At 67.0% G+C, this 25,642-nt stretch carries 28 protein-coding genes; 12 read left to right on the top strand and 16 right to left on the bottom strand.

Annotation, left to right across the window (positions count from 1 at the left end; all coding sequences use genetic code 11):
• A partial coding sequence (locus AB4Y42_RS23550) for a hypothetical protein (protein ID WP_368695485.1) occupies positions 1 to 376 on the top strand: 376 nt, incomplete at its 5' end.
• A gap of 39 nt (positions 377 to 415) precedes the next feature.
• Here the strand turns inward: AB4Y42_RS23550 and AB4Y42_RS23545 are convergent.
• The 7 genes from AB4Y42_RS23545 to AB4Y42_RS23515 all read right to left on the bottom strand — a co-directional run bounded on the left by AB4Y42_RS23545 (position 416) and on the right by AB4Y42_RS23515 (position 7,027).
• Positions 416 to 970 carry a phosphonate degradation HD-domain oxygenase gene (locus tag AB4Y42_RS23545; protein WP_368688427.1) on the bottom strand — a complete coding sequence of 185 codons (555 nt, stop codon included), beginning with the start codon at positions 968 to 970 and terminating at the stop codon, positions 416 to 418.
• Positions 971 to 1,043: 73 nt separating this feature from the next.
• Positions 1,044 to 1,655, bottom strand: coding sequence for a GntR family transcriptional regulator (locus tag AB4Y42_RS23540; protein ID WP_368688714.1), 612 nt, complete (start codon positions 1,653 to 1,655; stop codon positions 1,044 to 1,046).
• A 157-nt stretch (positions 1,656 to 1,812) separates the two neighbouring features.
• On the bottom strand, positions 1,813 to 2,688 hold the full coding sequence (phnV, locus tag AB4Y42_RS23535) for a 2-aminoethylphosphonate ABC transport system, membrane component PhnV (protein ID WP_368688428.1): 876 nt from the start codon (positions 2,686 to 2,688) through the stop codon (positions 1,813 to 1,815).
• Complete coding sequence (locus tag AB4Y42_RS23530) at positions 2,678 to 3,592, bottom strand: 2-aminoethylphosphonate ABC transporter permease subunit (protein WP_368695484.1); 915 nt, start codon at positions 3,590 to 3,592, stop codon at positions 2,678 to 2,680. The genes phnV and AB4Y42_RS23530 overlap by 11 nt, the downstream gene beginning before the upstream one ends.
• Positions 3,570 to 4,679: a 2-aminoethylphosphonate ABC transport system ATP-binding subunit PhnT gene (phnT, locus tag AB4Y42_RS23525; protein WP_368688430.1), complete on the bottom strand. Its 1,110-nt coding sequence runs from the start codon at positions 4,677 to 4,679 to the stop codon at positions 3,570 to 3,572. Before phnT ends, AB4Y42_RS23530 begins: the two co-directional genes overlap by 23 nt.
• A 78-nt stretch (positions 4,680 to 4,757) precedes the next feature.
• Positions 4,758 to 5,840 (bottom strand): 2-aminoethylphosphonate ABC transporter substrate-binding protein, encoded by a 1,083-nt coding sequence (gene phnS, locus AB4Y42_RS23520; protein WP_368688431.1) that lies wholly within the window; start codon positions 5,838 to 5,840, stop codon positions 4,758 to 4,760.
• A 431-nt stretch (positions 5,841 to 6,271) separates the two neighbouring features.
• Positions 6,272 to 7,027 carry a DeoR/GlpR family DNA-binding transcription regulator gene (locus AB4Y42_RS23515; RefSeq protein ID WP_342918881.1) on the bottom strand — a complete coding sequence of 252 codons (756 nt, stop codon included), beginning with the start codon at positions 7,025 to 7,027 and terminating at the stop codon, positions 6,272 to 6,274.
• Positions 7,028 to 7,217: 190 nt separating this feature from the next.
• On the opposite strand from AB4Y42_RS23515, the gene AB4Y42_RS23510 reads away from it, so the two are divergent.
• On the top strand, positions 7,218 to 8,792 hold the full coding sequence (locus AB4Y42_RS23510) for an ABC1 kinase family protein (protein WP_368695483.1): 1,575 nt from the start codon (positions 7,218 to 7,220) through the stop codon (positions 8,790 to 8,792).
• 201 nt (positions 8,793 to 8,993) lie between these two features.
• On the top strand, positions 8,994 to 9,908 hold the full coding sequence (locus AB4Y42_RS23505) for a DMT family transporter (protein WP_368695495.1): 915 nt from the start codon (positions 8,994 to 8,996) through the stop codon (positions 9,906 to 9,908).
• Positions 9,909 to 9,949: 41 nt separating this feature from the next.
• On the opposite strand, the gene AB4Y42_RS23500 is transcribed toward AB4Y42_RS23505, so the two are convergent.
• Positions 9,950 to 11,122 carry a L,D-transpeptidase gene (locus AB4Y42_RS23500; RefSeq protein WP_368695494.1) on the bottom strand — a complete coding sequence of 391 codons (1,173 nt, stop codon included), beginning with the start codon at positions 11,120 to 11,122 and terminating at the stop codon, positions 9,950 to 9,952.
• A gap of 273 nt (positions 11,123 to 11,395) precedes the next feature.
• On the opposite strand from AB4Y42_RS23500, the gene nadE reads away from it, so the two are divergent.
• A complete protein-coding gene (gene nadE / locus AB4Y42_RS23495) occupies positions 11,396 to 12,274 on the top strand; it encodes an ammonia-dependent NAD(+) synthetase (RefSeq protein ID WP_368695482.1) in 879 nt (292 codons plus the stop codon).
• Positions 12,275 to 12,291: 17 nt separating this feature from the next.
• Here nadE and AB4Y42_RS23490 read toward each other — a convergent pair whose 3' ends face one another.
• On the bottom strand, positions 12,292 to 12,561 hold the full coding sequence (locus AB4Y42_RS23490; protein WP_368688434.1) for an RNA-binding protein: 270 nt from the start codon (positions 12,559 to 12,561) through the stop codon (positions 12,292 to 12,294).
• Positions 12,562 to 12,915: 354 nt separating this feature from the next.
• Positions 12,916 to 13,470: a hypothetical protein gene (locus AB4Y42_RS23485; protein WP_368695493.1), complete on the bottom strand. Its 555-nt coding sequence runs from the start codon at positions 13,468 to 13,470 to the stop codon at positions 12,916 to 12,918.
• A gap of 393 nt (positions 13,471 to 13,863) precedes the next feature.
• Here AB4Y42_RS23485 and AB4Y42_RS23480 point away from each other — a divergent pair, with 393 nt between their 5' ends.
• Complete coding sequence (locus AB4Y42_RS23480) at positions 13,864 to 14,370, top strand: DUF1993 domain-containing protein (RefSeq protein WP_342918887.1); 507 nt, start codon at positions 13,864 to 13,866, stop codon at positions 14,368 to 14,370.
• Between the two features lie 88 nt (positions 14,371 to 14,458).
• Here AB4Y42_RS23480 and AB4Y42_RS23475 read toward each other — a convergent pair whose 3' ends face one another.
• Positions 14,459 to 15,085: a LysE family translocator gene (locus AB4Y42_RS23475; protein WP_368688435.1), complete on the bottom strand. Its 627-nt coding sequence runs from the start codon at positions 15,083 to 15,085 to the stop codon at positions 14,459 to 14,461.
• Between the two features lie 136 nt (positions 15,086 to 15,221).
• Here AB4Y42_RS23475 and AB4Y42_RS23470 point away from each other — a divergent pair, with 136 nt between their 5' ends.
• From AB4Y42_RS23470 to AB4Y42_RS23460, 3 genes are all read left to right on the top strand, one after another.
• Positions 15,222 to 15,686 carry an Lrp/AsnC family transcriptional regulator gene (locus tag AB4Y42_RS23470; protein ID WP_368688436.1) on the top strand — a complete coding sequence of 155 codons (465 nt, stop codon included), beginning with the start codon at positions 15,222 to 15,224 and terminating at the stop codon, positions 15,684 to 15,686.
• 38 nt (positions 15,687 to 15,724) lie between these two features.
• A complete protein-coding gene (locus AB4Y42_RS23465) occupies positions 15,725 to 15,958 on the top strand; it encodes a hypothetical protein (protein WP_069261806.1) in 234 nt (77 codons plus the stop codon).
• Between the two features lie 100 nt (positions 15,959 to 16,058).
• On the top strand, positions 16,059 to 16,463 hold the full coding sequence (locus AB4Y42_RS23460; RefSeq protein ID WP_368688437.1) for an NUDIX hydrolase: 405 nt from the start codon (positions 16,059 to 16,061) through the stop codon (positions 16,461 to 16,463).
• Here the strand turns inward: AB4Y42_RS23460 and AB4Y42_RS23455 are convergent.
• Positions 16,460 to 17,647 (bottom strand): pyridoxal phosphate-dependent aminotransferase, encoded by a 1,188-nt coding sequence (locus tag AB4Y42_RS23455; protein WP_368695481.1) that lies wholly within the window; start codon positions 17,645 to 17,647, stop codon positions 16,460 to 16,462. The two genes, AB4Y42_RS23460 and AB4Y42_RS23455, sit on opposite strands and share 4 nt — an antisense overlap.
• Before the next feature lie 196 nt (positions 17,648 to 17,843).
• Between AB4Y42_RS23455 and AB4Y42_RS23450 the strand changes: the two genes are divergently transcribed.
• The gene (locus tag AB4Y42_RS23450) at positions 17,844 to 18,590 is read left to right on the top strand and encodes an IclR family transcriptional regulator (protein WP_368688439.1); all 747 of its coding nucleotides are present in this window, start codon (positions 17,844 to 17,846) and stop codon (positions 18,588 to 18,590) included.
• Between the two features lie 35 nt (positions 18,591 to 18,625).
• On the opposite strand, the gene AB4Y42_RS23445 is transcribed toward AB4Y42_RS23450, so the two are convergent.
• Positions 18,626 to 19,621 (bottom strand): LacI family DNA-binding transcriptional regulator, encoded by a 996-nt coding sequence (locus AB4Y42_RS23445; protein ID WP_368688440.1) that lies wholly within the window; start codon positions 19,619 to 19,621, stop codon positions 18,626 to 18,628.
• Positions 19,622 to 19,923: 302 nt separating this feature from the next.
• Here AB4Y42_RS23445 and AB4Y42_RS23440 point away from each other — a divergent pair, with 302 nt between their 5' ends.
• Positions 19,924 to 20,757, top strand: coding sequence for an oxaloacetate decarboxylase (locus AB4Y42_RS23440; RefSeq protein ID WP_368695480.1), 834 nt, complete (start codon positions 19,924 to 19,926; stop codon positions 20,755 to 20,757).
• 5 nt (positions 20,758 to 20,762) lie between these two features.
• Here AB4Y42_RS23440 and AB4Y42_RS23435 read toward each other — a convergent pair whose 3' ends face one another.
• Positions 20,763 to 21,734: a LysR family transcriptional regulator gene (locus AB4Y42_RS23435; protein ID WP_368695479.1), complete on the bottom strand. Its 972-nt coding sequence runs from the start codon at positions 21,732 to 21,734 to the stop codon at positions 20,763 to 20,765.
• Between the two features lie 103 nt (positions 21,735 to 21,837).
• Here AB4Y42_RS23435 and AB4Y42_RS23430 point away from each other — a divergent pair, with 103 nt between their 5' ends.
• On the top strand, positions 21,838 to 22,524 hold the full coding sequence (locus AB4Y42_RS23430) for an NADPH-dependent F420 reductase (RefSeq protein WP_368688443.1): 687 nt from the start codon (positions 21,838 to 21,840) through the stop codon (positions 22,522 to 22,524).
• A 202-nt stretch (positions 22,525 to 22,726) separates the two neighbouring features.
• Here AB4Y42_RS23430 and AB4Y42_RS23425 read toward each other — a convergent pair whose 3' ends face one another.
• Together AB4Y42_RS23425 and AB4Y42_RS23420 are read right to left on the bottom strand one after the other, a co-directional pair.
• A complete protein-coding gene (locus tag AB4Y42_RS23425) occupies positions 22,727 to 23,161 on the bottom strand; it encodes a hypothetical protein (protein ID WP_069261799.1) in 435 nt (144 codons plus the stop codon).
• Between the two features lie 145 nt (positions 23,162 to 23,306).
• A complete protein-coding gene (locus AB4Y42_RS23420) occupies positions 23,307 to 24,788 on the bottom strand; it encodes a methyl-accepting chemotaxis protein (protein WP_368695478.1) in 1,482 nt (493 codons plus the stop codon).
• Between the two features lie 262 nt (positions 24,789 to 25,050).
• Here AB4Y42_RS23420 and AB4Y42_RS23415 point away from each other — a divergent pair, with 262 nt between their 5' ends.
• Positions 25,051 to 25,632, top strand: a complete 582-nt coding sequence (locus AB4Y42_RS23415; RefSeq protein WP_368688445.1) for a cytochrome b — start codon at positions 25,051 to 25,053, stop codon at positions 25,630 to 25,632.
• Positions 25,633 to 25,642: the final 10 nt, after the last annotated feature.

Below are 25,642 nucleotides of genomic sequence, written 5' to 3'. Positions count from 1 at the left end.
TGAGACTCTTGATACTTTTGCTGCTCCTGATTCCGCTCCGAAGAACGATATCAGGTCGCCACCGCATCAAGCGCCCACACTTATCGGCTGTAAATTTTTAAAGATCGATCGCGAAAGCGCCGTTAAACCATCGAACTACCCGGCGTTTTCTGCGTTGCTGCGTCAGCAGCAGAGAAACGAGATTATGATGACTGCCCGGCGATCTGTCAACAGGTTTTTTTACTTCGTTCAACCTGCCGCTCAACTTCCAATCACCCGCAGACCCAGTCGCCACAAGGCTTTCGCCCCAAGCTTCCCGTCTCCCCGCGCCTTCATCGAAAGCGCGAAAGACCGGAATTCTAGTCACGCAGATGACATCTTGCAAGCGGTTTTTTGACTCGCGTGAAAATCGGAGAAACGCGTCAGCGCAATCGCCTCAAACGTGGCGTTGCATGACGCGTTCGACGAGCTGCAGATAGTGGTCGAGATCCGGTGTCGGCTTGCCGGCCACCTTCGCGAGGTCGTCCCAGCGGCGCAGGCGCACCGCGTCTTCCGCGTGGGGGCGCGCAGCGAAATCGCGCGCCTCATCGGCATTGAAGATGCCACCCTGCAATTCGAGGCTGCGCACCGAGTCTGCGGAAAGGCAGCCGAAATACGCTTCGTCGACGGCGCAGAGGTAGCGCTTCGCATCGACATGCAAGCGGATCGGTTCCAGCACGCTATCGGGCAACACGGGCCGCAGGAACGGCAGCGCATAGTACTGGTGCAGATCGTCGATGCCGCGTTCGGTCGGCGTTTCGCCCTGACGATTGAGCAGGTGGCCGAGATCATGCAGGAACGCCGCGGCGGTCAGTTCTTCTGTCGCGCCATCTTCTTCTGCCAGCGCACCGCTCTGCAGCGCGTGTTCGAGTTGCGTGACCGGTTCGCCGCTATAGGCCAACGCGCCATACGTCTCGAACAGCCCACGAATATCCGCGAGGCTCAGTGCCATCTTCTTCAACTCCTCTATGACGTGAATACGGCGACGCCCCACATCAGAGCGTCGCCCATCGTTCCATCTGCTCTCAGTCGCAGCACGATTCGCGCATGCGCCTGGCCGATTCGTCGGCGTCGCGCGACGCGAGCGCGCTCAACAGCGCCCGATGCCCTGCATACGATGCATCCATAGCGCTGTGCGTCGGCGCTGCACACTGCGAAGAGAGCCGCAATTCGCTCACGGTCCCCTCATAGGTCTCGCGCAGCCTCGCGTTGCCAGCCGCTGCGAAGAGCGACGCGCGAAACGCGTCGCGCGCTTGCAGAAACGCCTCGCCCTGCTCGGCGACCACCGCGTCGCGCATCGCGTTGAGGTGCTCGCGCAACTCCGCGACCTGCGCCGCGTCGATGCGCGGCGCCAGCATCCGGCACGCCGCTTCGCGCAACGCCGCGCACACTACGCCCAGTTCCTGGGCCTCAGCCGCGCCGACACTGCGCACAAACACACCGCGATGTTTCTCGTTGCGCACGAGGCCTGCCTGCTCCAGCGCGCGAAACGCTTCGCGTACCGGTCCGCGTGAGACGGCGAGGCGTGCTGCCCAGTCGGCTTCGTTGAGCTTGTCGCCGGGTGCGAGCACGCCCGCCGCGATGCGTCGCTCGATCTCGTCGCGCACCAAGGCGGTCAGCGAATGCTGGCGCACCATGGCAAGCGGCGTCGTGTCGGACAACCCCTGCGCATCGCGATCAGGATCGCCCGCGTTGCCGCTACTCGCATGCTCATCGCTCATCGGATCTTGCACGTCCTGCCTTGGCCGTCTGTTGCGCGGCTGCGGCGCATCGAACCGCATGGCATCCATCCGCTCAGTCCGCTCGCCGGCGCGGCACACGCGCCGCGATCAGCAGCAGCGCCCCCAGCGAGACGAGCAACAGGACCAGCGAGAGCGCCGAAGCCGGCAGGTAGTAACCGCGCTCGACTGCGCCCACCACGACGATCGGCACCGTTGCAAAACCCGGCGGATACACCGTGAGCGTCGCGCCCAGTTCGCCGAGCGACAGCGCGAAACCCAGCGCGAGACTCGCGCGGATCGCCGGCACGAGCTGCGGCAGCACCACGCGGCGCAGCACCATCGAAGGCGGCGCACCGAGACTCGCTGCCGCTTCGCGCAGCACGGTCAGCTCGGGACGCAGCGCGGCCGAAGCGCATCGATAGCAAAACGGCAGTACCAGAGCGAGCTGTACGAACACGACGATCGCAGCCGAACTCGACAGATCCACGGGCGCCTTGTGATAGGCGATCAACACCGCGAGGCCGAGCACCACGCTCGGCACGCCGTTGGGCACCATCGCGAGCGTGTCGACGACTGCACCCAGACCGCGCCGGTCACGCCCTTCGAGCGCGAGTGCGAGCCACAGACCCAGCGCGGTGCCGAGCACCGCCACGCCGAATCCGACTTCGAGACTCGTTGCGAGCGCATCGAAGTCGGTAGAGCCGAGGCGCTCGAACCAGCGCGTACTGAAACCGTCGGGCAAGATCGTGCCCGACCAATGCGACGCGACGCTCGACAGCGCGACGACGATCACCGGCAACACGAAGAGCCAGAAGCACAGCAGCGCTGCGAAGCCAAGCAGTGTCGCGCTGACGATGCGCGTGAAGAGGCTGCGCTCGACTGGCCGCGCGCGAAGATGCTTGGGCGGCAGCGCGATACGGTCGGAACCGGCGGCAGGATTAGTTGACATTGCGCGCGCCTCCATGACTGCGGCGATTCACGCGCCGATACAGCGCATACAGGGAAAGCGACATCGCGAGCATGACCACGGCGCCTGCGGCGGCCGTCGGCAGATCGAGGTCGACCGTGGCCGAACTGTAGATCGCCACCGGCAGTGTGATGAGGTGCGCGCTGCCGAGCACGAGCAGAATGCCGAACTCGTTGAACGTCAGCAGAAAACACAGGATCGTGCCCGCGGCGATGCCCGGCCACGCGAGCGGCAGAATCACGCGCAGGGCGACCATGCGGCTATTCGCACCGAGACTGCGTGCGGCTTCGATCAGGCGCATGTCGAGCAGCGCGAACGCGGCGAGCGTCGGGCGCACGACGAACGGCGCGTAGAACACCACTTCCGCGAGCACCACCCCGCCGATGCCAAACAGGAAGTCGAGCGGCGGCGCCTGCAAATGAAAGAGCAGTTGCAGCCCGATACTCACGGAGCCCTGCGAACCGTACAGAAAAATCAGCGTGAACGCGACGAGGAACGACGGGAACGCCACGAACAGCTCCAGAAACCGCGTGACGAGCTGCGCGCCCGGAAACGGTTTGAAGAACAGCAGCGCGGCGAGCGCGACGCCGAGCACGGAAGCCAGACCCGCGCTCAGGAACAGGATCCACAGCGTCGTGGCGATCACGCCGCGCGAATCGGGATTGCCGAAGAAGGTCTCGTACGCGTGGAAACTCAAGCCATGCGCGCCCGACAGGCTCAGCAGCACGAGCCGCACGAGCGGATAGACCACGAGCGGCCCGAGCACGAACACGAGCAGAAACGCGATATGCCATTGCGCACGCCGTTCGCGGCGGCGCACGGCGGCCGCGTGCGCGTCGGCGCCGGGCAGCCCCACGGCGGAATCAGGGGTTGATAAGGACGACATCGTCAGCCTCGTAACGCAGGGACACACGCATGCCTTTTGCCGGCGTCATGCCGTGGCCGCGCTGCATGGTGACGAGCACCGGTTCGTTCGGCATCGCGTCGAGCAGCACCGGCACCGAGAGCACCGAGCCATACCACTCGACCGATTCGATCGTGCCGTGCAGCGAGCCTTCGCCGAGCGGCACGATGCGCAGGCTTTCGGGGCGCAGGCACGCGAGCTTGTCGCGCACGTCGTGGCGCGCGTCGCCCACCGGGAACGCGACGTTCGGCGGCAGCAGGTTCGCCGCGCCCAGATAACGGGCCACGTAGGCGTCGTTGGGCGTGTCGTAGAGTTCCTGCGGCGTGCCGAGCTGCGCGATGTGGCCATCGCGCATCAGCAGCGTGCGGTCGGAGAGCACGAGCGCGTCGTCCTGATCGTGCGTCACGCAGACGATCGTCAGGTCGGGCAGGCGCTCGTGCAGCGCCTTCAATTCGGAGCGCACCGAAGCGCGCAGATTGGCGTCGAGTGCCGAGAGCGGCTCGTCGAGCAGGAGCACGTCCGGCTCGATCACGAGCGCGCGCGCAAGCGCCACGCGCTGCTGCATGCCGCCCGAGAGCTGCGCGGGCATGATGTGCCCCGCGTCGCCGAGCTGAACGAGCTTGAGCGCGTCGGCCACGCGCCGCGCGATGTCGCGCGACGGCACGCGGCGCGCCTTCAGCCCGAACGCGACGTTCTCGAACACCGAGAGATGCGGAAAGAGCGCATAGCTCTGGAACAGCAGACCCAGGTTGCGCTGATGCGGCGGCACATGGGTCAGATCGTGGCCCGCCACGGTGAGCGTGCCTGCGAGTCCATCGGCTTCGATGAAGCCGGCGATGAAGCGCAGCAAGGTGGTCTTGCCGCAGCCGCTGCGGCCCAGCACGGTCAACAGTTCGCCGCGTCGGATCGTGAGCGACAGATCGTCGAGGACAGTACGCGCGCCGAAGCGCACGCTCAGGTGGTCGATCTGCACGCCCGCAACGCCGGAGGCGTCCGTGGAGTCAGTCAGTCCGGACACATCCGGCAGCGCGCGGGCCATGCCGGCCGGCGCGAGGCTTGCGGTATTCACCGGGTTCATCTCCTGTCGACCAGAGCAGGCGTTTTAACGCCTTACTCTGGTCCCATACAAAGTTGCAGATACAGTTGCTTACTTCGGCTTCACGACTTCGAGCTGCTTGCCCGACGAGCCGATCACTTCGTTCTTCCAGCGCGTCGTCCAGTCGGCCTTCTTCGCCATCACCTGGTTCCAGTCCACCGGAATCAGCTTCACGCCCTGGATGGCCTGCTTGACGGCTTCGCCGTTCTTGCCCGTGAGCGCCACGTCCGTGCGGCCCGGAATACCGAAGATATCCGGCACCTTCGACTGCACGTCCGTCGACATCAGGTAGTCGATCAGCTTCTTGCCTTCAGCCTGGTTCGGGCCGTTCTTGATCAGGCCGATTGCGTACGGCAGCTGGAACGTCGTGGGATGTCCGCCGGCGTCGGCCGCGAGGAAGATCGGCTTGAGCGAGAGGCCGCCGTTGGCTGCGTCGTCGAGATCCATCTGCAGGTCGCCGTTGGCCACCGCGATTTCGTTGCGCGAGAGCAGCACGTCGAGGTAGCCCGTGCCCTTGGTGTGGAACTTCGCGCTCTGCTCGAGCTTCTTGAGGTAGTCGAACGCCTTGTCTTCGCCCATCAGCGAGGTCGTGAGGATGATCACGGCCATGCCGTCGCCAGCCGTGGCCGGGTTCGAGTACGCGACCTTGCCCGAGTAGTCCGGGTGCAGCAGGTCAGCAAACGTCTTCGGCTCGTTCTTCACGACATCGGGATTGATCGCGAACGAGAAGTAGTTGTTCACGAACGTCGCCCACGAACCGTCAGTCGCCTTCGCGATGGCCGGCACGTTCTTGTAGTTCACGCTCTGGTACGGCTGGAGCAGCCCGCTTTGCTGCGCCGTCTGGATGAACGGCGGCAGCGTGACGATCACGTCGGCCTTCGGCGAGTCCTTCTCGACGTTCGCGCGGTTCACCACTTCGCCGCTGCCCGCCGTGACGATGTTGACCTTGACGCCTTCCTTCTTCTCGAAGGCCGGCAGCACGTCCTTGTAGAGATTTTCGAGGCCGTCGGCCGTGTACAGCACGACGGCGTCGGCGGCGTGCGCGCTCGCTGCTGCGCCCAGCAGCGCCGCGGCGGCCGCGATCGGCAGCAGCTTGCGTGCAAAACCCGCGCGATGGGAATTCGTGTGGTTCATGTCACTCTCCGAAGGCAAAACCAGGTGCTCGGGATACCCGATGCGTTTGTGATTGAATGGATCGAACTGAGCTGAACAATCCGAACTTCGGCGGACTGCGCCGCCTGTCATTGCCCGCCTCGCAGTGGTCTCGTATCGCGGATTGCAGATTGTCTACAATCTGCCACTTTCCACCTGACCCGGCCGGCCCGGCGAAGCCGCGGAATTGCCGCTCGCCTCGCTGACCGGCCCATCTGGACGGGCCCCGCAAGAATCACAGGTTTTGATGACACGCGCATGACGATTGTGGCGTTTGTCAAAAAATTCCACAATTCGCCAATATTCGACAAGCCACATATGCGTGCTGATTCCGCCGGCAAGGTGTCGACGGCAGCCATGCAGACGTGTAGACGGGCGAGCGCAGCGCGCGCCACGCCGCGCCGCAGGAAGACTCAGGCGATGACGAGTTCGGGCCCGCGCGCCGTAATCGCGCGCGCGATGCTTTTTTCGGGCGCAAGCTCGGTGATGACGTAGCGCGCCTGCTCGAAGCCGTTGATGCGCACGGGCGTGACGCGCCCGAACTTCGAATGATCGGCGACGACGATCGCGCAGGCCGTGGCCGCGAGCATGCGGCTGCGCACCTCGGCGACCATGCGCGAGTAGTCGGTGAGCCAGCCGTCGGTGGTGATGCCGCCCGCGCCGACGAACGCGAAATCGGCATGGTACTGGGCGAGTTGCTGCACGGTGTCGAGGCCGAAGGTCGCTTCCTCGTGGTCGGACAGCTCGCCGCCCAGCAGCGTGACGCGGTTTTCGTTGCGGCGGCCGAGCAACAGCGCGATGCGCCAGTCGTTGGTATAGACCGTGAGCCGATGGCGATCCGTGAGCGCGCGCGCGAGCGCATGCGTGGTGCTGCCCGAATCGATGATGACCGAGGCGCCGTCGGGCACGAACTCCGCCGCACGTTCGCCGATTGCGCGCTTGGCGCTCGCGTTGGCGGCTTCGCGCACGTCGAGATCGGGCTCGCGGCGGTCGCTCGAGAGCGCGCCGCCGTGGGTCGTGACGAGCAGCCCGCGCTCCGCGAGCGTATTGAGGTCGCGCCGGATCGTCTCGCGCGAGACGCGTAGTTCGCGCACGAGATCCGCCACGGAAAGCGCGCCCGTCCGGTTCACTTGCGAGAGGATGTATTGGTGACGTTGTTCTGCGAGCATCTCGATGGGTGCGGGTCGTGCGTGAAAAAAATGCGGGTAAGGAAGTGAATCCGGCGTGAATCCGGAAAAGCCGCCGTATTGTAGTACGCATGCGCTGAACGAGCCTGCCCTGCCATCGCGTGCGCATCCCTGCTAATCTCGTGGAGACCGCGCGCTCACGCGACGCTCGCTTCGCCGAACATTGGAATTCATGCGTTCACGACTTCGTCAATTGCGCCTGCTGTTTTGTGCACTGCGTTATGGCTTCAGGCTGATCTGGCTCGCCGCGCCCGAGCATCACAAGCTGCACTGGTTCCTCACGCTCGCCTCGAATCTGCACGGCGACCCGCGGCTCGCCTCGCGCCTGCACGGTTCGCTGCCGCGCCTCGCGCCGCTTGCCGCGGCCTTCGCTCAAACGCTCGCCACACGCCCCGAACTCGCGGGCGCGACCTTGCACGACGCGATCGACGCCATCGAGCATTTCGAAGAGCCCCTCGCGGGCGAGGCGCTCGACACCACGCTGCGCGCCGCACTCGGCAAGCCGCCCGAGACGGTGTTCACGTGGATCGACCCCAAGCCGGCCCATAACGGCTGGTGCGAGCAGACGCACATCGCGCGGCTCGCGCTGCCGGTGAACGGCCATCAGACGATCACACTGCGCGTGCTGCGCGCCAAACAGGTTCAGGAAGTCGACGACGACGCCGCGCTCCTGTGCGCCGTGGCCCGCTGGATAGAGCGCTTTTCGCGCGCCGCTCGCAAGCTGCAGTTGCACGCGCTCGCGCAGGCGCTGCGCGACGACCTGAACCGCCGCTTCGACCTGCGCGCCCAGGCCGCGAACCTGAGCCAGAGCGGCCATCAGCTCGGCGATGACCCGCGCATCGTCGTGCCCGACGTGATCTGGGACCTCTGCACCCCTCAGACGATCGCGGTGCAGCACATCGACACCGTGCGCGCGACCGATATCGCCGGGCTTGCCGAGCACCACATCAACGTCACGCAGGTGGCGGCCCATCTGATCGAAGTGGTCACGCGCCAGGCGTTCGAGCACGGGTTCTTCCATGCGGCCCTCGACGCCAGCCGGGTCGCGGTGAGCGTCGAACCCGAGACGCGCGGCCGCCTCGTGCTCGCGGGCGCGGCGCTGATGACGAGCCTTTCTTCGCCTGAACGCGAATTCTTCGTGCACGGCGCGACCGCGTTGTTCGAACAGGACTACGGGCGGCTCGCCACGCTCCATCACGTGGCGGGTCATGTGCCCACGCATGCACGCACCGAGCAGATCGAGGCCGAGTTGCGCACGCGCAGCGAAGCGCATTTCGCGAGCGACACCGACGAGCGCAGCGCGGGGGCGCTATTCCATCATCTGCTGCACTCGGTGCAGCCGTTCGGGGGCGAAGTCTCGCCGCGCCTCGTGGCGGCGCAGCGCGCGTTCGGCCAGGCCGAGCAGCTGGCCCGCACGATTCATCCGGGCGTCGACGCATGGGGCATCGCCCGGCACACGCTCGCCGACATCGCGCGGCAGGATCTCGGCCACCACGGCTGGATCCGGCGGCTCTCGCAAGAGTTGCCTCATCTCGCGCAAATCGCCCCGCGCGTGCCGCAGATGGTGTTCCGCTTCCTCGAGCATCACGCGAAGGGCGGACACGGTCCCGCCGCGGGACAGGCCGCGCAGCAGGCCGCCTTGCTCGACGCCTGGCGCCGCGAGCATCGGCGCACGCGCGCGCTGCTGCTCGCCTGCGCGGTCTGCGGCGGCTTGATCGGCGTGACGGCGGTGTTGTTTGCAAGCTAGCCGCGGTTAGCGTTTCCGGCCTCGCGATGTCTGCATTGGCTGGCGCGGCACGGGCTGGGCGGTTAGTTGCGTTCAAATCATCGAGCGGCACACGTCGTGGCCAGTGCAGTCCTGAACAAGACCGCCACCTGCGCGTCGCGCGATACTTCGAGCCTTTCGTGTTCCTCCGCGCGCAGCGTCAGCGCGCCCTCTTCGACACCGATGCTCGCCACCTTCGCACCCACCGTTTTCGTCTTCCTGTGGTCGACGGGTTTCGTCGTCGCGCGCGCCATTGCGCCCTACGCCGATCCCAACCTTTTCCTGCTCGCGCGCTTCGCAGGCACTGCGGCGCTGTTCACGATCGTCGCGCTGGCGATGCGCGCGCCCTGGCCGCGCGGACGCGAAATCGGCAAGCACCTCTTCGCCGGCGCGCTCCTGCAGGGCGTCTATCTGGGCGCGGGCTACTGGGCGGTCGCGCAAGGCTTGAGCGCGGGCGTGATGGCGCTCCTCGGCGCCCTCCAGCCGCTCCTGACGGCTGCAGTCGCGGCGCGCATGTTCGGCGAGCGCCTGCCGCCGCGGCGCTGGTCGGGCATGTCGCTCGGCCTTGCCGGCGTCGTGCTCGTGCTGAGCCCGAAGTTGTACGCCGCCATGCACGCCGGCGGCGGCGCGATTGCGGACGCCGCTGCCGCTACCACGCCCACGCACGCTCACGCGAGCCCGCTGCTCGTGGTGGTGGTTGCGGTGGTATCGGTCGGATCGATCACGGCGGGCACGCTTTACCAGAAGACTTCGCTCGCGCAAGCCGACATTCGCAGCGCGAGCGCCGTGCAAAACCTGGGCGCGGCCATCGTCGCCGCCGTACTCGCGCTCGTGCTCGGCGAGACGCGCTGGATCGCCACGCCGACCCTGTGGTTCTCGCTGGCGTGGGGCATCGCGATGCTCTCGGGCGTGGGCGTGACGCTGCTCGTCTGGATGGTGCGCCACGGCGACGCCGCCCGCGCCACGGCGCTGCTCTTTCTCGCGCCGCCGCTCGCGGCGCTCGAAAGCTGGCTGCTGTTCGGCGAAACGCTCACGCCCGTGCAGATGGCGGGCTTCGGCGTCGCGCTCGCGGGCGTGCTGCTCGCGCGGCGGGCGTAGCGCCGGCGCATCCGCTGGCGCGCCCTCGCCGGTTTGCGCGCTCAGTCCGCGGTGTCGGCGCCGGCCGGCACCTTGGCGCGCGCCTTGCCGCCGGGTGCGGGCGACCACGCCGGGCGCGTCTTGCGCTCCGAATCGACCACCACGACGAAGCGGCCCGCCCACGGCGTGATCTCGCGGTCCGAGTGGAGCACCCAGAGCGACTTGCCCGCATCGACCAGCGCCTGGTATTCGGCGTCGATGATGCCGTAGTGGTCGATGAACGCGTTGAGCGTCGCCGGAATCCGCACGCAGCCCTTCGAGTGGCGGATGCCGAGCAGCGGCTCGAGGCGGTCGGGGTCGGTGGCGTGCATCTGGAAGCGCATCTGCGAATAGCCGCCCTTGCCCCAGCCGCGTTCGCCGTCCACCCAGCCGAAATCGTAGATGCGCATGTCGCGCCGGCCATAACCGCGAATGTTGTTCTGGTTCATGGTGCCTTCCGCGCGGAAGTCCATGTTCAGCGGCGTGTGCTCGAACACGCCGAGCGGCGTGAGGAAGTGGTCGTACTCGCCGGGGCGTCCCGTCGCGACCGGCGACGCGCCGATCATGAGCCACGGCTCGTCGGGCATCGCGCGGAAGTAGATGAAGAGCGCCTGCACGTTCGCGCTGCGATCGACGAGGATGACGAACTCGCCCGCCAGCGCGCCGAGGTTCTTCTCATCGAGCGCAGCCTGCAGGCGCTGGCCGTAGGCGCGCTGCTCGGCCAGCGGCACATGCAGGCGCCGGTTGACGTCGCGCGCGAAGCGCTTGCGCATTTCGAGCGCGCCGCGGGTTTCTTCGGCGGCCTCCTCCGGCGTGAGCATCCGGTGAATCGGCAGCACGAGCGCGGGAGGCGCGGAGGCGGCTTCCGCGGCCGAGGCCGCGGAAGCCGGCTGAGCCGACGAAGCGGCAGACGCACTCGAAGCGCCGGAAGCCGCTGAAGCCGGTGCGGGCATGGAAGCAGCGGATGCCACTGAAGCCGCCGGGGCCGCCGAGGCCGCTTTGGCAACCGGCCGGGCGGCCGAGGCGCCCGCAGCAGCCGAGGCGCCCGGAGCGGCCGGCTTCGACGCCGCCTGCGCCGGCGCGCTGCGCACGGCACCTGAGGCAACGTGCGCGCCGGAAGCCGTCACGGCGTCGGAAGCGTAAGCGGCGCGAGCCGCCCACGAAGCGCAAAACCAGCTGCAGAGTGCGATCGCTATTGCGCGGCGCGCCGGCGCGCCCGGCCACCGCGTTCTATGATGGGGAAGTTTCGGGGCGTCGCCCCGGACGCCACCGCGTACGCGAGCGCCCATGCGCCGCGAAAAATTGTCATTCATCGTGAGTCCGGCCGATTGTGCGTCTTGTCTGAAGTCGGATACGTCGGGCGCCGTGCCGTGCGGCGTCGCTGACAGCGCCACGACCACCCGACATTAGACCAGACAACGCAGACTGCGCGCATATGTCGCGTGCGCAGCCAATTTGAGGAACCGCCCATGCCCACCCAATCGGACGCCAACCCCGAAACCGTCCGCCTCGCCCGCCAGCACCGCATCATCGCGGAACTGAACGTCGCCGGGCATTTCGACGCACACGCCGAAATCGAGCGGCGCGTGCGCTTTCTCGGGCAGCGCCTCCAGGCGAGCGGGCTGCCCACGTTCGTGCTGGGTATCAGCGGCGGCATCGACTCCGCGACGGCAGGGCGCCTCGCGCAACTGAGCGTGGAAAGCCTGCGCACGCAGGGCCAGACGGCGGCACGTTTCATCGCGATGCGTCTGCCCTACGGCAGCCAGCGCGACGAAGCGGACGCCGCCGCCGCGCTCGCCTTCATCGCCGCGGACGACATCCTGACTGTCGACATGCGCCCCGCCGCCGACGCGATGCTCGCCTCGCTCACGGCGAGCGGTCTCGCCTTCGCCGACGAGAGCGTGCAGGACAAGGTTCAGGGCAACATCAAGGCGCGCGAGCGGATGATCGCGCAATACGCGGTGGCCGGTGCGCGAGCGGGACTGGTGATCGGCACGGATCACGCGGCGGAATCGCTAATGGGCTTTTTCACGAAGTTCGGCGACGGCGGCGCCGACGTGCTGCCGCTCGCGGGCCTGAACAAGCGGCGCGTGCGCGCGCTTGCGCGGGCGCTGGGCGCTCCGGCCACGCTGGTGGAGAAGACGCCCACTGCGGATCTGGAAACGTTGCGCCCGCTGCACCCTGACGAGGACGCCTACGGGATCGGCTATGACGAGATCGACGACTTTCTGGAAGGCAAACCGGTGAGCGAACGCGCCTACGAGACGATCTTTCGCTTTTACGAGTCGACGCGCCACAAGCGGGCGCTGCCCTATACCCCGTACGACACCGCCGACGACGGCCGCTGAAGCGCGGCGCGAACGGCTCAGCCGCGTTGCGGCGGCTCTTCGTCTTCGAACGGAGGCGCGCTCACCCTCAGCGCAACGCCTGCGAGGCGACGGGATTGAAGTTCGCGCGCCACGGCGTCGGCCACATAGGGCACTTCGGAATCGAGTTCGAGGTCCGCGTGCGCGTTGGGCGTGCCCGCGTCATAAACGGTGATGCCCTTGGCGTACTTGCCGAGTTCGCGCTCGAAAAAGCTGCGCACATCCTGCTCGCTGCAGGTTTCGGGAACATTCCAGACAGTCAGGTGCATGACGGCCTACCTCGCGGGATATTCGGACCCGGCGTGCTGCGTTTAGCGGAACCGGCGGGGTTGCGTCGCGCGTACGCGCACGGGCTGAAGGCTCGCACGAGCGCGAGCACGGGTCCACGCCACCTGGCCGAGCACGGCAGCGACGCCAAGCAATAAAAGGCTGGACGTAAGCATTGTTGTGACTCCCTGTTGTTGATGAATGTCAGCATAGTCGCATTTGCTGAGCAGTGCGCTGCGGCATATTGTCTGGCGGCAGATGGCTAACCGATGGCCGCCCGACTGCCTGCTGCGCATATGTGATCCGGGCCGCAATCGGCGTGCCCGAGGCAGCAAAGGTGCGCGCGAAACGGCGCGTCAGGACCCGTCGTCGCGGCTCGCCGAGGTCGTCTCGTCGGCCGACCCGCCGCAGTCCATGCGGGTGAGGCGATCGTACTGGTGCACCCAGTTGCCGCTGATCGCGGCCTGCGCCTGGGCCAGCGTCATGCGCCCTGCGCACACGCAGCGCTTCAGGCGCACCGTGAGCAGCGACTTGCGGCGCTCGCCGGCGTGGCCGCCCCATGGGATGAGGTCGAAGTTGGCTCTGGCGTCCGGCGACCCGCCGAGGACGATCGGCACGTGCCGATCGAGCGCGTAGCCCACGCCGTCGTCGGCGTCGATGCCGCGCGCCGCGAGCATGCGGTCCTTCAGCGCCATGGTCTCGTCGAACGGCGGCGCCACGGTATCGGCGTAGCCCGGACGACAGATCGTGTCCGTCACCGACTCCTGCGTGACGCGTGTATCGAGTAGCCGTGGATCTTGCGCGGATGCGGCCTGCGCCGCGCTGCCTGCAGCGAGCGCCAGCAGCGAAACGCGCACCACTCGCGCGCGCCACCGCGGCGCGCCAGTGCGACAAACAATGCCTTCTGCCATGCGGCGCGCGATGCGGCGTATTGCTGCCTTTTCTGCGTTCATGGTTGAGCGCATCGTGCAGCACGATGCGGAATGGATGGTTGGTGCCGGGCTATTAAACCACAATCAAATATTGTCAGGGCAATTGCGCACATCGGGCCGCAGGCATGCAGTCGCGCGTATCGCGCGCCGCGCGTCACTCGCTCGCCGCAAGCGCTCGCAACCTCAAGGTTTCACAAGGAATTTTTGCTCTGTAATCCCAGGTAATTGATGCGCCTGGCGAGAGGCCTGATCGTCGCGCTCATGCTGGCCATTTGGCCGATGGCAGCGCGCGACGCGATAGCGCATAATGGGCCGCCCGGTCAGCTCCAAAGCGGAGTGCATCGCGCGCATTCGAAGAAACGAGGAAACCCCATGTCCATTTCCATGTATCAAGCATCGGTGCCCGTGCTCGTGCGCGGCCTCACCAATCTGCAAAACATCATCGGCAAGGCGCAGGCGCATGCGGCGGAAAAGCAGATCGACCCCTCCGTGCTGACGGGCGCGCGGCTCTTCCCCGACATGCTGCCGCTCATGCGTCAGATCCACATCGCCACCGACACCGCAAAGGGCTGCGCGGCGCGCCTCGCCGGTGTGGAAGCCCCGAAATTCGACGACGTCGAAGTCACCTTCGACGAATTGCACGCCCGTATCCAGAAGACCATCGACTATCTGAACGGGTTCAAGCCGGAGCAGATCGACGGCACGGAAGCGCGCAGCATTACGCTCAAGATGCGCAGCGGCCCGATCGAGTTCACGGGCCAGAGCTATCTGCTGGGCTTCGTGCTGCCCAACTTTTTCTTCCATGTCACCACGGCCTACGACATCCTGCGTCACAACGGCGTCGAGCTGGGCAAGCTCGACTACCTTGGCGGGCGCTAACGCGAGCCGCTAAACGCGAGCAATAAAAAAGCGTGCGGCGCCTTGCGCGCCGCACGCCTTCTCGCAACCGTCTTTCCCGGCGGCGGCGTCAATCGAGCGAGAGCCGCAGCGCGAAGCCGATCAGCGCGGACGAAAACGCCCATTTCTGGACCGTCTGCGCGAGCGGATTGCCGCGCAGCCACACGGCGATGCGCGCCGCGCCCAGCACGTAGATCACGTCGAAGAGCGCGCATATGGCAACCAGCAGCACGCCCAGCACGGATACCTGCAGCCAGACCGAGCCCGCCTCGGGCCGGATGAACTGCGGCAGCAGCACCGAGCAGAACAACAGCGCCTTCGGGTTCAGCAGGTTCGTGAGCAGGCCCTTGGCGAAATCGGCGCGGCGCGGCCGCGCGATGGTCACGCCCTCCTGCTCGGGCATCGCGAACGCCGGCGCACGGAAGATCTGCACGGCGATCCACGTGAGATACGCCGCCCCCACATAGCGCACGACTTCGTACAGCCACGGCGCGTTGCGCAGCAAGGCCGCGAGACCGCAGGCCGACAGCGTCACGTGGGTCGCGCGCGCGAGTCCCAGGCCGCAGGCCGCCGCGAAGCCGCTGCGCGTGCCGCGGCTCATGCTGGTCTGCATCACGAGCGCCATGTCGGCGCCGGGCAGCGCGCAGACGATAATCAGGGCGACAATGAACATCAACAGCAGGTGGGCGGAAATCATGTTGGCCTCGCGTGAAAGAGGCTCTATCTTGCCGCTACATGCAGAGCGATTTCTGGCGATTTTCATACCACTTTAGCCGATGATTGGCGGAATGCGCTAATATTTCCGAATCCGCACCAGAACTCCCCTAACCGCCATGAGCGACCTCGACAAACTCGACCGTGCGATCCTCGGCGCGCTGCAAACCGACGGGCGCATGCCGAATGCACGGCTCGCCGAAACGGTGGGCCTGAGCGAAACGCCGTGCGCGCGGCGCCTCAAGCGCCTCGAGCAGGACGGCTATATCGAGCGTTACCGGGCCGTGCTCTCGCGCCGCGCGCTCGGCTATGGCGTGGTGGGATTCGTCTCGGTGCGCTTCGCCGTGCACGACCGCGCGCTCGCCGACCGCTTCGAGCGCGAGGTGCTGGCGATCGAGCGCATTCTGTCGTGCCACAACGTAGCCGGCACGGCGGACTATATTTTGCAGGTGGTGGCCCGCGATCTCGACGACTATGGCACCTTCATGCGCGACCAGCTGCGCAGCTTGCCCGGTGTCACCTCGGTCGAATCGGCGCTGTCGCTGCGCGAAGTGAAGGCCGAGGGCGGACTGCCCCTGCCCTGAACACACCCAACCCCATTCACGTAACAACGGAGCTTTCGATGACCCCAGAACAGGCACGAGCCGAAGAAGCCGCCGCCATGGAGCGCGTCCTGACCGCGACCCAGCGCGTCAAGTCGGCGTTCACCTCGCTGCAGTCGCAGTTTCCGCCGGAAGGCGATGGCAAGCCGTCGCAGTTCGCGCTGCAGACCTTCGACATGGCGCTCCAGGAACTGGAAGACGCCCAGGCCGCCTTCGACGAGATGCTCAACGATCTCTTCGACGGCGAACGCTGAGCCTGCGCGCGTTTGCTGCGCGCCCCGCAAAAGCAGAACGGCGTGCAGCACGCGACCGGCTTCACCCATGATTCGGATTCCAGATCAACATCGACACGGCATGACCGATGACATGAACGCGCCCGTCACCGTGCTCGGCGTGGGCGTCGTCGTCCGTAACGGCGATGCGTGGCTGCTCGGCCTGCGCAAAAGCACATGGGGACACGATACGTGGGCGTTCCCCGGGGGCAAGGTCGACCCCGGTGAGGATCCGCTAACCGCGGCCGCGCGCGAGCTGCGCGAGGAAACCGGTCTGGAAATGATCGAGGCGCAAGCCGCCGGCTGGGCCAGCGGCTGGCTCGAAGCCGGCCGCGTGCGTCATGTGACGCTGTTCGTCGAGGCCGCCGCGCCGGGCACGCCCGTCGTCGCGGAGCCCGACAAGTGCGCGCGGTGGGCGTGGTTCACACGGGATGCCTTGCCCGCCGATCTGTTCGAGCCCACGCGCCTCTACTTCGAGACCCGCTAGCGCGTCGCGGCTGCGGCGCCCTCCCGTGCGAACGCCGCGATCCGCTCGCAGGCCTCGACGAGCCTCGCTTCGTCCACGACGAAACCCAGCCGCACATAGCCGTTTGCGGTCTCGCCGAACGCGCTCGCGTCGAGCACGGAAACCTTCTGCGCCTCGAACAGCTGCCAGGTGAACGCGTGCGTGTCGAGGCCCGTGCCGCGGATGTCGATCATCATGAACATGCCCGCTTCCGGTAACAGGCACTTGAGCCCCGGCACGCCCGCCAGCCGCTCGTAGACGATGTCGCGCCGGCGGCGATAGATCTCGCGCATTTCAGCGACGATCTGCGCGCGGTTGTCGAGCGCCGTGATCGCCGCCTCCTGGATGAAACCGGGCAACCCGTAGAGCATGCAGAGCGCGAGCCGCGCCAGATGCGCGATCATCGTTTCCGGCGCGATCACCCAGCCCAGGCGCCAGCCCGGCATGGCATGCGACTTCGAGAGGCTGCCGAGCGTGACCGTGCGCTTCGCCATGCCGTCGAGCGCGGCGATGCTCACGTGCTCGCGCTCGAACGTGAGGTCGGCATAGACCTCGTCGGAGAGTACCCACAGGTCGTGCCGCTTCGCCAGCCGCGCGACGCGTTCGAGGTGCGCGCGCGGCATCACCGCGCCGGTGGGGTTGCACGGCGTCGCGAAGAAGATCGCGCGCGTGCGCGGCGTGACAGCAGCATCGAGCGCGTCGCAGTCGAGATGAAAACCGTTCCCGGGATCGACGGGCACCGGCACGAGCGTCGCGCCCGACGCGCGGATCGCGGCCTCGTAGGTCAGGTACATCGGCTCGGGCACGAGCACTTCGTCGCCGGCCTCGAGCAAACAGAGCGACGATGCGAACAAGCCGTTCTGCGCGCCCGCGCAGAGAATCACGTTCTGCGCGCCGACCGCGCGCCCGCTTAGCTGCGCATGCTCGCGCGCGATCGCCTCGCGCAGCGGCTCGCGGCCCATGATGGCCGAGTAGTGCGTATCGCCTTCACGCAGCGCGGCCACGGCGCGCTCGACGATGGGCGCAGGCGTGCCGAAGTCGGGGTCGCCCACGCTCAGCACGATCACGTCCTCGCCACGCGCCGCGGCCTGCACCGCTGCGTGATGGATCTCCCATGCCGTCGTGCGACGGCCCTGCAACCGCTCGACCAGATTCGAATACTTCATCTTGCGCGACTCTCCCGAACATACGGCGCGCTGCGCGCCGTGGCGTTCAAACCGTTCCCGTTGATGCGTGTGTGCAACGATACCAAGGAACGCTGCCGCTGAGAAATGTCGATGCGCGCCAGCGCGTATCCAACGTGGTGTTAGTATTTCCAGCCTGTTGGATGATCTTTTGCCGGCAAACCCGGCGCGCAGCTCCATGTCCTCACCCTACGAAGTCCCGGCGCTACGGCGCATACACGACATTCTCGACGTGCTCGCACACGCTCAAGGCCCGATGCGTGCGGCGGCAATCGCACAGGCCACCGGCCTCTCGCGCAGCACGCTCTATCTGATGCTCGACTCGCTCGAGCGCCGGCGCTGGATCGAAAAGCGCGCCGACGGCTATATCGTCGGCCTCACGTTGTTCGAGCTGGGCAGCGCCTACGTGCGGCACGATCGGCTCCAGGAAGTGTTCCGCCAGGAGGCGACCGTATTCGTCGCGACGCATAACGAAGTGGTTCAGCTCGCGGTGCTGGACGGCGCAGAGGTCGTGTATCTCGCGCGCGAGGACCCCGCGCGGCCCGTGCGTCTCGTCTCCGATCTCGGCTCGCGGCTGCCCGCGCACTGCAGCGCGCTGGGCAAGGCGCTGCTCGCCAGCCTTACCGACGATGAGGTCAACGCCATCCTGCCGCGCCAGCTTCCCGCTGTGACGGCCAACACCATCACGCGCAAGCAGGACCTCATAGCGGCGCTCGCCGCGATACGCCGCTCCGGCCTCGCGCACGAGCGGGAAGAAGTGACGGCGGGTATCGCGTGCTTCGCGGCGTTCGTCGGCGTGACGGCGCTCGGCAAGCGTGTGGCGGTCAGCGCGAGCCTGCCGCTGGAGCGGCTGGACGCACGCCGCGAGAAGCGGCTCGCCATCGCGGTGGTCGAGATGGCGCAGCGTATCGCCAAGGGGCTTTGACGACGCGAGCGCTGGTGCACACTCGCGTCGCGTGCTCAAGCGCTCTCGCGCGGCATGACGGTGTACTGAATGCGTGTCTTCACGGGATGCGACGCGCTCGCGCCGTCCGCTGCCGCGAGGGCGGCGATGATCGCCTCGCCGGTGCGCTGGCCAATGCCGTAGGCATCGACCGAGATCGTGGTGATCGCCGGATGGCAGCACGCCGCGATCTCGAAGTTGCCGAAGCCGGCAACCGCCATATCGCGGGGCACGCTGAGGCCGCGCCGCTGGCACTCCATGATCGCGCCGAACGCCGACATGTCGCTCACGCACATCACGGCCTGGGTGTCGGGCCAGCGTTCGAGCAGCTCGGCCATGGCGGGCGCGCCGTGGCTCATCGTGACCGGCGAGTCGCCGAGCTGCACGACGCGGTGCCTTTCGAGCGCGAGCGCCTTCATCTCCATCTGAAAGCCCTTGAGGCGGTCGAGGCCGCGCCGGTCCAGGTCGCCCGCGCCGCCAAGAAAGCCGATGCGGCGATGGCCCTTGTCCGCGAGATAGCGCACCATCTCGCGCGCGGCGCTCACGTTGGAAAAGCCCACGGCCATGTCGATCGGCTCCGTCGGCAGGTCCCACATCTCGACGACCGGTACGCCCGAGCGCTGCAGCAGCGTGCGCGTGGCGTCCGTATGCTGCGCGCCCGTGAGCGCGATGCAGCGCGGCTGGTGGCGCAGCATCTGGCGCACGAGACGCTCCTCGCGATCGAGGAAGTAGTCGGTGTCGCCGATCAGCAGTTCGAGCCCTTGCGGTTCGAGCACGGCGGTGAGGCCGCTCACGGTGTCCGAGAAGTTGGAGCTGGAAAGCGACGGCACGAGCACCGCGACGAACGACGAGCGCCCCGAGGAAAGCGCGCCGGCCGCCGCGTCGGCCACGTAGCCCAGTTCGTCGATGGCGCGCTGCACGCGCTCGCGGGTCGCCTCCGACGCGCTGCGCCCCGCCATCACGCGGGACACCGTCATCTTCGAAACGCCCGCGAGACGGGCGACATCGGACATGCGGGGCGGCGTGGCTTTCGGAGCGCTGGTTTTGGACATCGCGGCTGGGCGGCAAAATAAAAAGAACGCATATCATAACGGCTGCGCCCTTCTTTTCCTCGTTTCGCGCGGTTGCATGTCATCGCCATCGTAGGCGTTCATTTAATTCGCTATCCTTAGCGTCGTGCGAAATCGCTGCGCAAGCGAGCGCCGTTCGATTGGGGAATCCAGGAATTCGGTCACAATCGATGACCGGCGCCAGAGGATGCGCACGCCCGCGCAGACGCCCCGCCGCCCACCCACGAGCCAGGAGGAAACTTGCCATGTCAGGACCCGCCCGCACGATTGCCGAGAAACGCGCCGAGTTTCGCGCGCTGCACGCCGCCGGTTGCTTCGTGCTGCCGAACCCGTGGGACGTGGGCAGCGCGCGCTATCTCCAGAGCCTCGGCTTCAAGGCGCTCGCGACCACCAGTTCCGGGTTCGCCTGGTCGCGCGGCCACGCCGACAACAGCCTGCCGCGCGACGCGATCCTCGCGCACCTGCGCGAGATCGTCGCGGCCACCGACCTGCCCGTGAACGCCGACTTCGAAAGCGGCTTCGGCGCCGATCCCGAAGGCGTCGAAGCAAGCGTGGGCCTCGCCGTCGAGACCGGCGTCGCCGGGCTTTCCGTGGAAGACTCGACCGGCGACGACGCCGCGCCGCTGCTGCCGATCGAGGTCGCCGCCGAACGCATGCGGGCGGCGCGGCGCGCCATTGACGCGCGCGGCGGCGACACCGTGCTAGTTGGCCGCGCGGAGAACTTCGTGGCGGGCGTGCCCAACCTCGACGACGCCATCGCGCGCTTGCAGGCGTACGCGCAGGCGGGCGCGGATTGCCTCTATGCGCCCGGCATCCAGACACGCGAGCAGATCGTGGCCGTCGTCACCGCTGTCGCGCCGAAGCCCGTGAACGTGCTGATCGGCGCGAAGTCGGCCTTCACGCTCGACGATCTCGCCGCGCTCGGCGTGCGCCGCGTGAGCGTGGGCGGCGCGCTCGCCCGCACCGCGTGGGGCGCTTTCATGCACGCGGCGCAACGGCTCAATGAAGGGCGTTTCGACGGTTTCGAAGGGGCGGCCCCCGGCGCGACGCTCAATGGCGTCTTCCGCAGCGAGAGCTAATCACGCTACTTGCGTGGCGCGCGCGGCTTGCGCGCCGAACGACGAACACGCAGCGACGCCGGCGCCCGCGCGCCGGTGACGCTGCCGCCTTCGCCAAAGCACGCCAGCGCCCACGCCACGAACGCGCGCTGCTTGGGGGCCTGCGCGCGGCGATCCGCGTAAAGCAGATGCATGGGCCGCACCGGCGCGGCATACGCCTCGAGCAGCGGCACGAGCCGCCCCGCCGCCACCGACGGCGCGAGGTTCGGCTCGCCCGCCAGCACGATTCCCACTCCCGCCTCCGCCGCCGCGATCAGCGCGCGGGTGTCGTTGCTGCGCAGCTGGCCGCGCGGCTCGACTTCGATCTGCGTGTCGCCGTCCTTGAAGATCCACGTCTGGGGCGCCGGAAAGCTGTCGAACGCGTAATCGAGGCACACGTGCTGCGCGAGTTCGCGCGGGTGCGCCGGCGCTCCGTGTGCGGCGAGATAGGCCGGCGCGGCGCACGGCACGAGCCGATAGGGCGCGAGCGGCCGCGCGACCAGTTGCGAGTCGGGCAGCACGCCGATGCGAAACGCGACATCGAAACCGTCTTGCAAGAGGTCGAACTGCCGGTCGCTCAGCACGAGATCGACCTTCACGTCGGGGCAATCCGCGAGAAACGCCTTGATTTCATGTGCGAGCCGGAATGCGCCGAACGAGACGGGCGCCGTCACGCGCAGCGTGCCTTGCGGGTGGGCGGTCTGCGCGAGTGCGACGGCCTCGGCGGCGACCGCCTCTTCGAGCACGCGGCGGCAGGCTTCGAAGTAAGCGCGGCCGGCCTCCGTAAGCGCGTGCTTGCGCGTCGAGCGCTGCAGCAGGCGCACGCCTAGCGTCTTTTCCAGCGCGTCGACATGCTTGCCCGCCATCTGCGGCGTCATCGCGAGCATGCGTGCCGCCGCCGTGAACGAACCGGATTCGGCGGTCTTCACGAACACGGTCATGCTGGTCAATTTGTCCACGATTGGAAATCCACCGTTTCGAGTCTTTCACCTGGATGGCGGATTATCGCATGGGAGTTTCGGCGCTACGCTGGAGTCTCCATTGCAAACCACGGGGCTTCCCATGAACGAACATCGATTGGCTGTCGGCATTCTCGGCGCGGGCGAGATCGGCTCGACACTGGGCAAACTGCTCGCGCAGGCGGGGCATGAGGTGATGCTCTCGTCGCGCGATCCGAAGGCGCGCGCGGCAGAGGCGGCGGCGCTGGGCTGCAGGATCGGCTCGCTGGAGCAAGCCGCGGCGTTCGGAGAGATCGTGATCGCGGCACTGCCGCTGGCCGCGCTCGGCGAGATACCGGTCAAAACGCTCGCCGGCAAGGTCGTCATCGACACCATGAATTACTATCCGGCGCGCGACGGCGCCATTGCGGCGTTCGACGAACACCGCGAGGCGACGAGCGAGCGCGTTGCGCGGCAACTGGATGGCGCACGGGTGGTCAAGGCCTTCAGCGCGATTCTTGCGTACGACCTGCCGCGCGAAGAGCGTCCGGCTGTCGAAGGCGGACGGCGCGCGCTACCCGTCGCCGCAGACGACGAAGCGGCGAAGGCGCTCGTGGCCGCGCTGCACACACAGCTCGATTTCGACGTGCTCGACGCGGGTTCGCTTGCCGATAGCTGGCGTTTCGAGCGCGCGAAACCGGCCTATTGCATTCCACTGAACCACACGCAGCTCCTTGTCGCGCTCACCGCGGCAGAGCGCGACAAGGAGCTGCCACACGGCTCATGGCGACGCAAAGCGCGGCAGGATTGAGGTTCACCGATACCGGTGAAATCGCCTGGCATACCGAATCAAGCAGCGCGAAGCCGCCGCGATCCGACACCCGGATGAGGTCTAACTCAAGCAGGGAGGAAGTTACGCGCGGGCCAGAACGGCCCGGCGAGCGCCGCCGGATGCGGCGGCGCGAAATGACGAGGCGCAGCGGCGCGCTGCCGTTGCGCCCGGCAAACCGTGCTTAGTCGTAGTGACGGTGCTTGTGGTGCTTGCCGTGATAGCCGCGCGAATAGTCGTCGGCATACGAGTTCGAACGCGAGACATTGCCGCCGAGCGCCGAGCCTGCGCCGCCGCCCACGGCCGCGCCGATCAGGCCGCCCGTGCGGCCGCCCATGGCGTTGCCCGCCGCCGTGCCAGCGCCACCCCCGAGCGCGCCGCCGATGATGGCGCCCGTGCGCTCGCGACGGTTCGAGGTGACCGCGCCACCCGCGCCGCCGCCCACCGCGCCGCCGATCACCGCGCCGGTGCTGCCGCCCACGGCGCCGCCCAAAGCCGCGCCGGCGACGCCGCCGAGCGCGCCACCCAGTGCGTTGTTCATATCGCCGGCGAGCGCCGGCAGCGAGGCCGCAGCAGTCAGCGCGGCAACGGCAACCATCTGGATGATTTTCTTCGACATAGTTGTTCTCTTACGTTTTTGAGACGGAACCGAGTATAGCGGCCAACGCGAAAGGGCTTTGTAACGCCACAGGCCAAGCCCCGTAAGAGGTGTAACAAAATGGTCTGCCTCGGGGTCGCGCCCCGAAAACGCGTCGTGATGCCCCTCAATCCAGCCTGAACACCTTGACCGCGCTGGCGAGCAGCTCCGTCTGGCGATGCTGCTGCCTGACCTGCTCGACCGTGTCGGCGACATGCGCCGCGTTCTCGCGTATCGCCGCGTCGATGCCGGCGATGTTCTCGCCCATCTGGTCGATGCCTGCGCGCTGCGCGCCGGTGGCCGTCGCCATTTCGTGAACGATGGCCGACAGGCGCGTGACGCTTTCGAGCACCTCGCCCACCGTGTTGCCCGCGCTTTCGACGAGACCATTGCCCGTGCGGGCGCGCTCGACCGACTCGCCGATCAGCGCCCGGATCTCCTTCGCCGCCGAGGCGCTGCGCTGGGCCAGCGTGCGGACCTCCTCCGCCACCACCCCGAAGCCGCGCCCCTGATCGCCCGCGCGCGCGGCCTCGACCGAAGCGTTGAGCGCGAGAATGTTGGTCTGGAACGCGATGCCGTCGATCACGCCGATGATGTCGGTGATGCGTTCGCACGAGCGATAAATGTCGCCCATCGTCTCGATCACTGCCTTGATCGCCCCGCGCCCCTGGGTCGCGACCTCGCTCGCCGAGCCCGCCAGCGCGCTGGCCGCCATTGCGTGATCGACGCTCTCGTGCACGCTTTGCTTGAGCTGCTCCATCGCCGCGACCATGCTTTCGAGCGAGCGGCGCTGCTGCCCGGTCCGCTCCGAAAGGACAGCGTTACGCGCGCTAGTTCCTGCTACGGATTCCGAAACTTCACTCACGCTGTCGCGCACCTGCAGCAGCGTCTTGCGCACGGCCGCAAGCGTGGCGTGGAAGGCGCCGGCCACATCGCTCGCGGGCCGGCTCGCCTGCTCGCTCAGCGTGATGTAGCCCGAAGCCTGGCCGATCCCCTCCGACATGGCCGCGAGTTCACCCGCAACGTTCGCATCGCGCTCCTGGCGCGCGGAAATCGCCGCGATGAACAAGGTTTGCAGCCAGAGGAACGCCCAGTGCTGCGCCACGACGTCGAAGCCCGTTTGCGAAAAGACCCGGACCGGCCAGCCCCACGCCTGCAAATAGTTGAACGCGAGTTGCTGGACGGAGATGAAGCCGGTAGCGAGCAGCACGACCTGCACGTCGCGATAGGCGAGCAGCAGCGAGAGCAGGATGAATACGACGAAGTGAAACTCGTCCTGCCCGCCGCCCACGTCGATCAATAGGGCCGCGCCGCCCATGAAGGTGAGCGCGGAACCCATCCTGGTGAACTTGTGCCCAGGCAGGGCAAGTGCGAGCAGCGTGGACACGAGCGCGAGCGGCAATCCGACGACGAGCACGGGCGTGAGCGCGTCGAAATGCCAGCCTATCCCCAAGGCGGCCGCCAGAAGAATCCAGTTGACCAGCGCGCAAGCCCTGTCGGCTCGTTTGCGCGCGTTCATGAGCGGGCTTTCGACGGCCGCTCCCCGGCGAGCGGCATTGGCCGGGGCGTACGCCGCGCCAAACGGGGCTTCTGCGAAATTGCTGGACATGGAATTCCCGACTCCTGATTGACAATGCAACTTACGGCCAAGTCGAAGCAGACGGACCGGATCACATTCCGCAGTTATCGGCAGGTAAGCCGACAGCTAGATAAGGGAAATCCATTGAAGAATTATCGTTGACTTATCATCCAATGTCATTTTGGTGACAGCCGTTGTAACCGGAGCTAACAAAACGGCATCGGCCGAGGATGTTCCGCACAGCCGTTTTTGTGGCAGGCTTGGTCAATTCGACCGCGAAAAGGCCTTTACCATGTCCCGAAGCCCACACTCCATTTCTGCGTTGTCGTTCGCGCGTCCCACCTACGGCTTGACACTGCGCGTGCTGCATTGGCTGACCGCGCTATGCATGTTCGTGGTGATCCCGGTGGCGTGGTACATGACGACGATGGACCGTCATGACCCGTCGCACGGCAGTTGGGTGAATTTTCACAAATCGATTGGCCTGACTGTCCTGTTGCTCACGCTGATCCGCGTGGTGACACGGCTTGCGGGCAATGCGCCGCCGCTGCCGCAACGCATTCCGGCGTTCGAGCAGAAGCTCGCGCATATCGGTCATGGCTTGCTGTATCTGATTCTCTTCGCCATGCCGATCAGTGGATATATCAACTCGTATGGCGGCGGCCATCCGGTGAACTGGTTCTGGCTGTATCAGGTGCCTGCCGTCGTGCCGGTCGACAAGGCGCTCGGCCATCTCGGCTCGAAGATCCACTATTGGCTGGCGTACCTGACGTACGCACTGATCGCCGGGCACGTGCTTGCGGTGATTTACCATCAACTGGTGCAGCGCGTGGACATCCTGGGACGCATGACGGGGCGCGCCGGCAAACGCTGACGCGCCGTCA

Origin of the sequence: Paraburkholderia sp. EG286B (assembly GCF_040965655.1) — a bacterium.
In the GTDB taxonomy this organism is placed as follows: domain Bacteria; phylum Pseudomonadota; class Gammaproteobacteria; order Burkholderiales; family Burkholderiaceae; genus Paraburkholderia.
The sequence above is the reverse complement of the archived record's forward strand: the minus strand, read 5'-3'. Positions and strand labels throughout refer to the sequence as shown.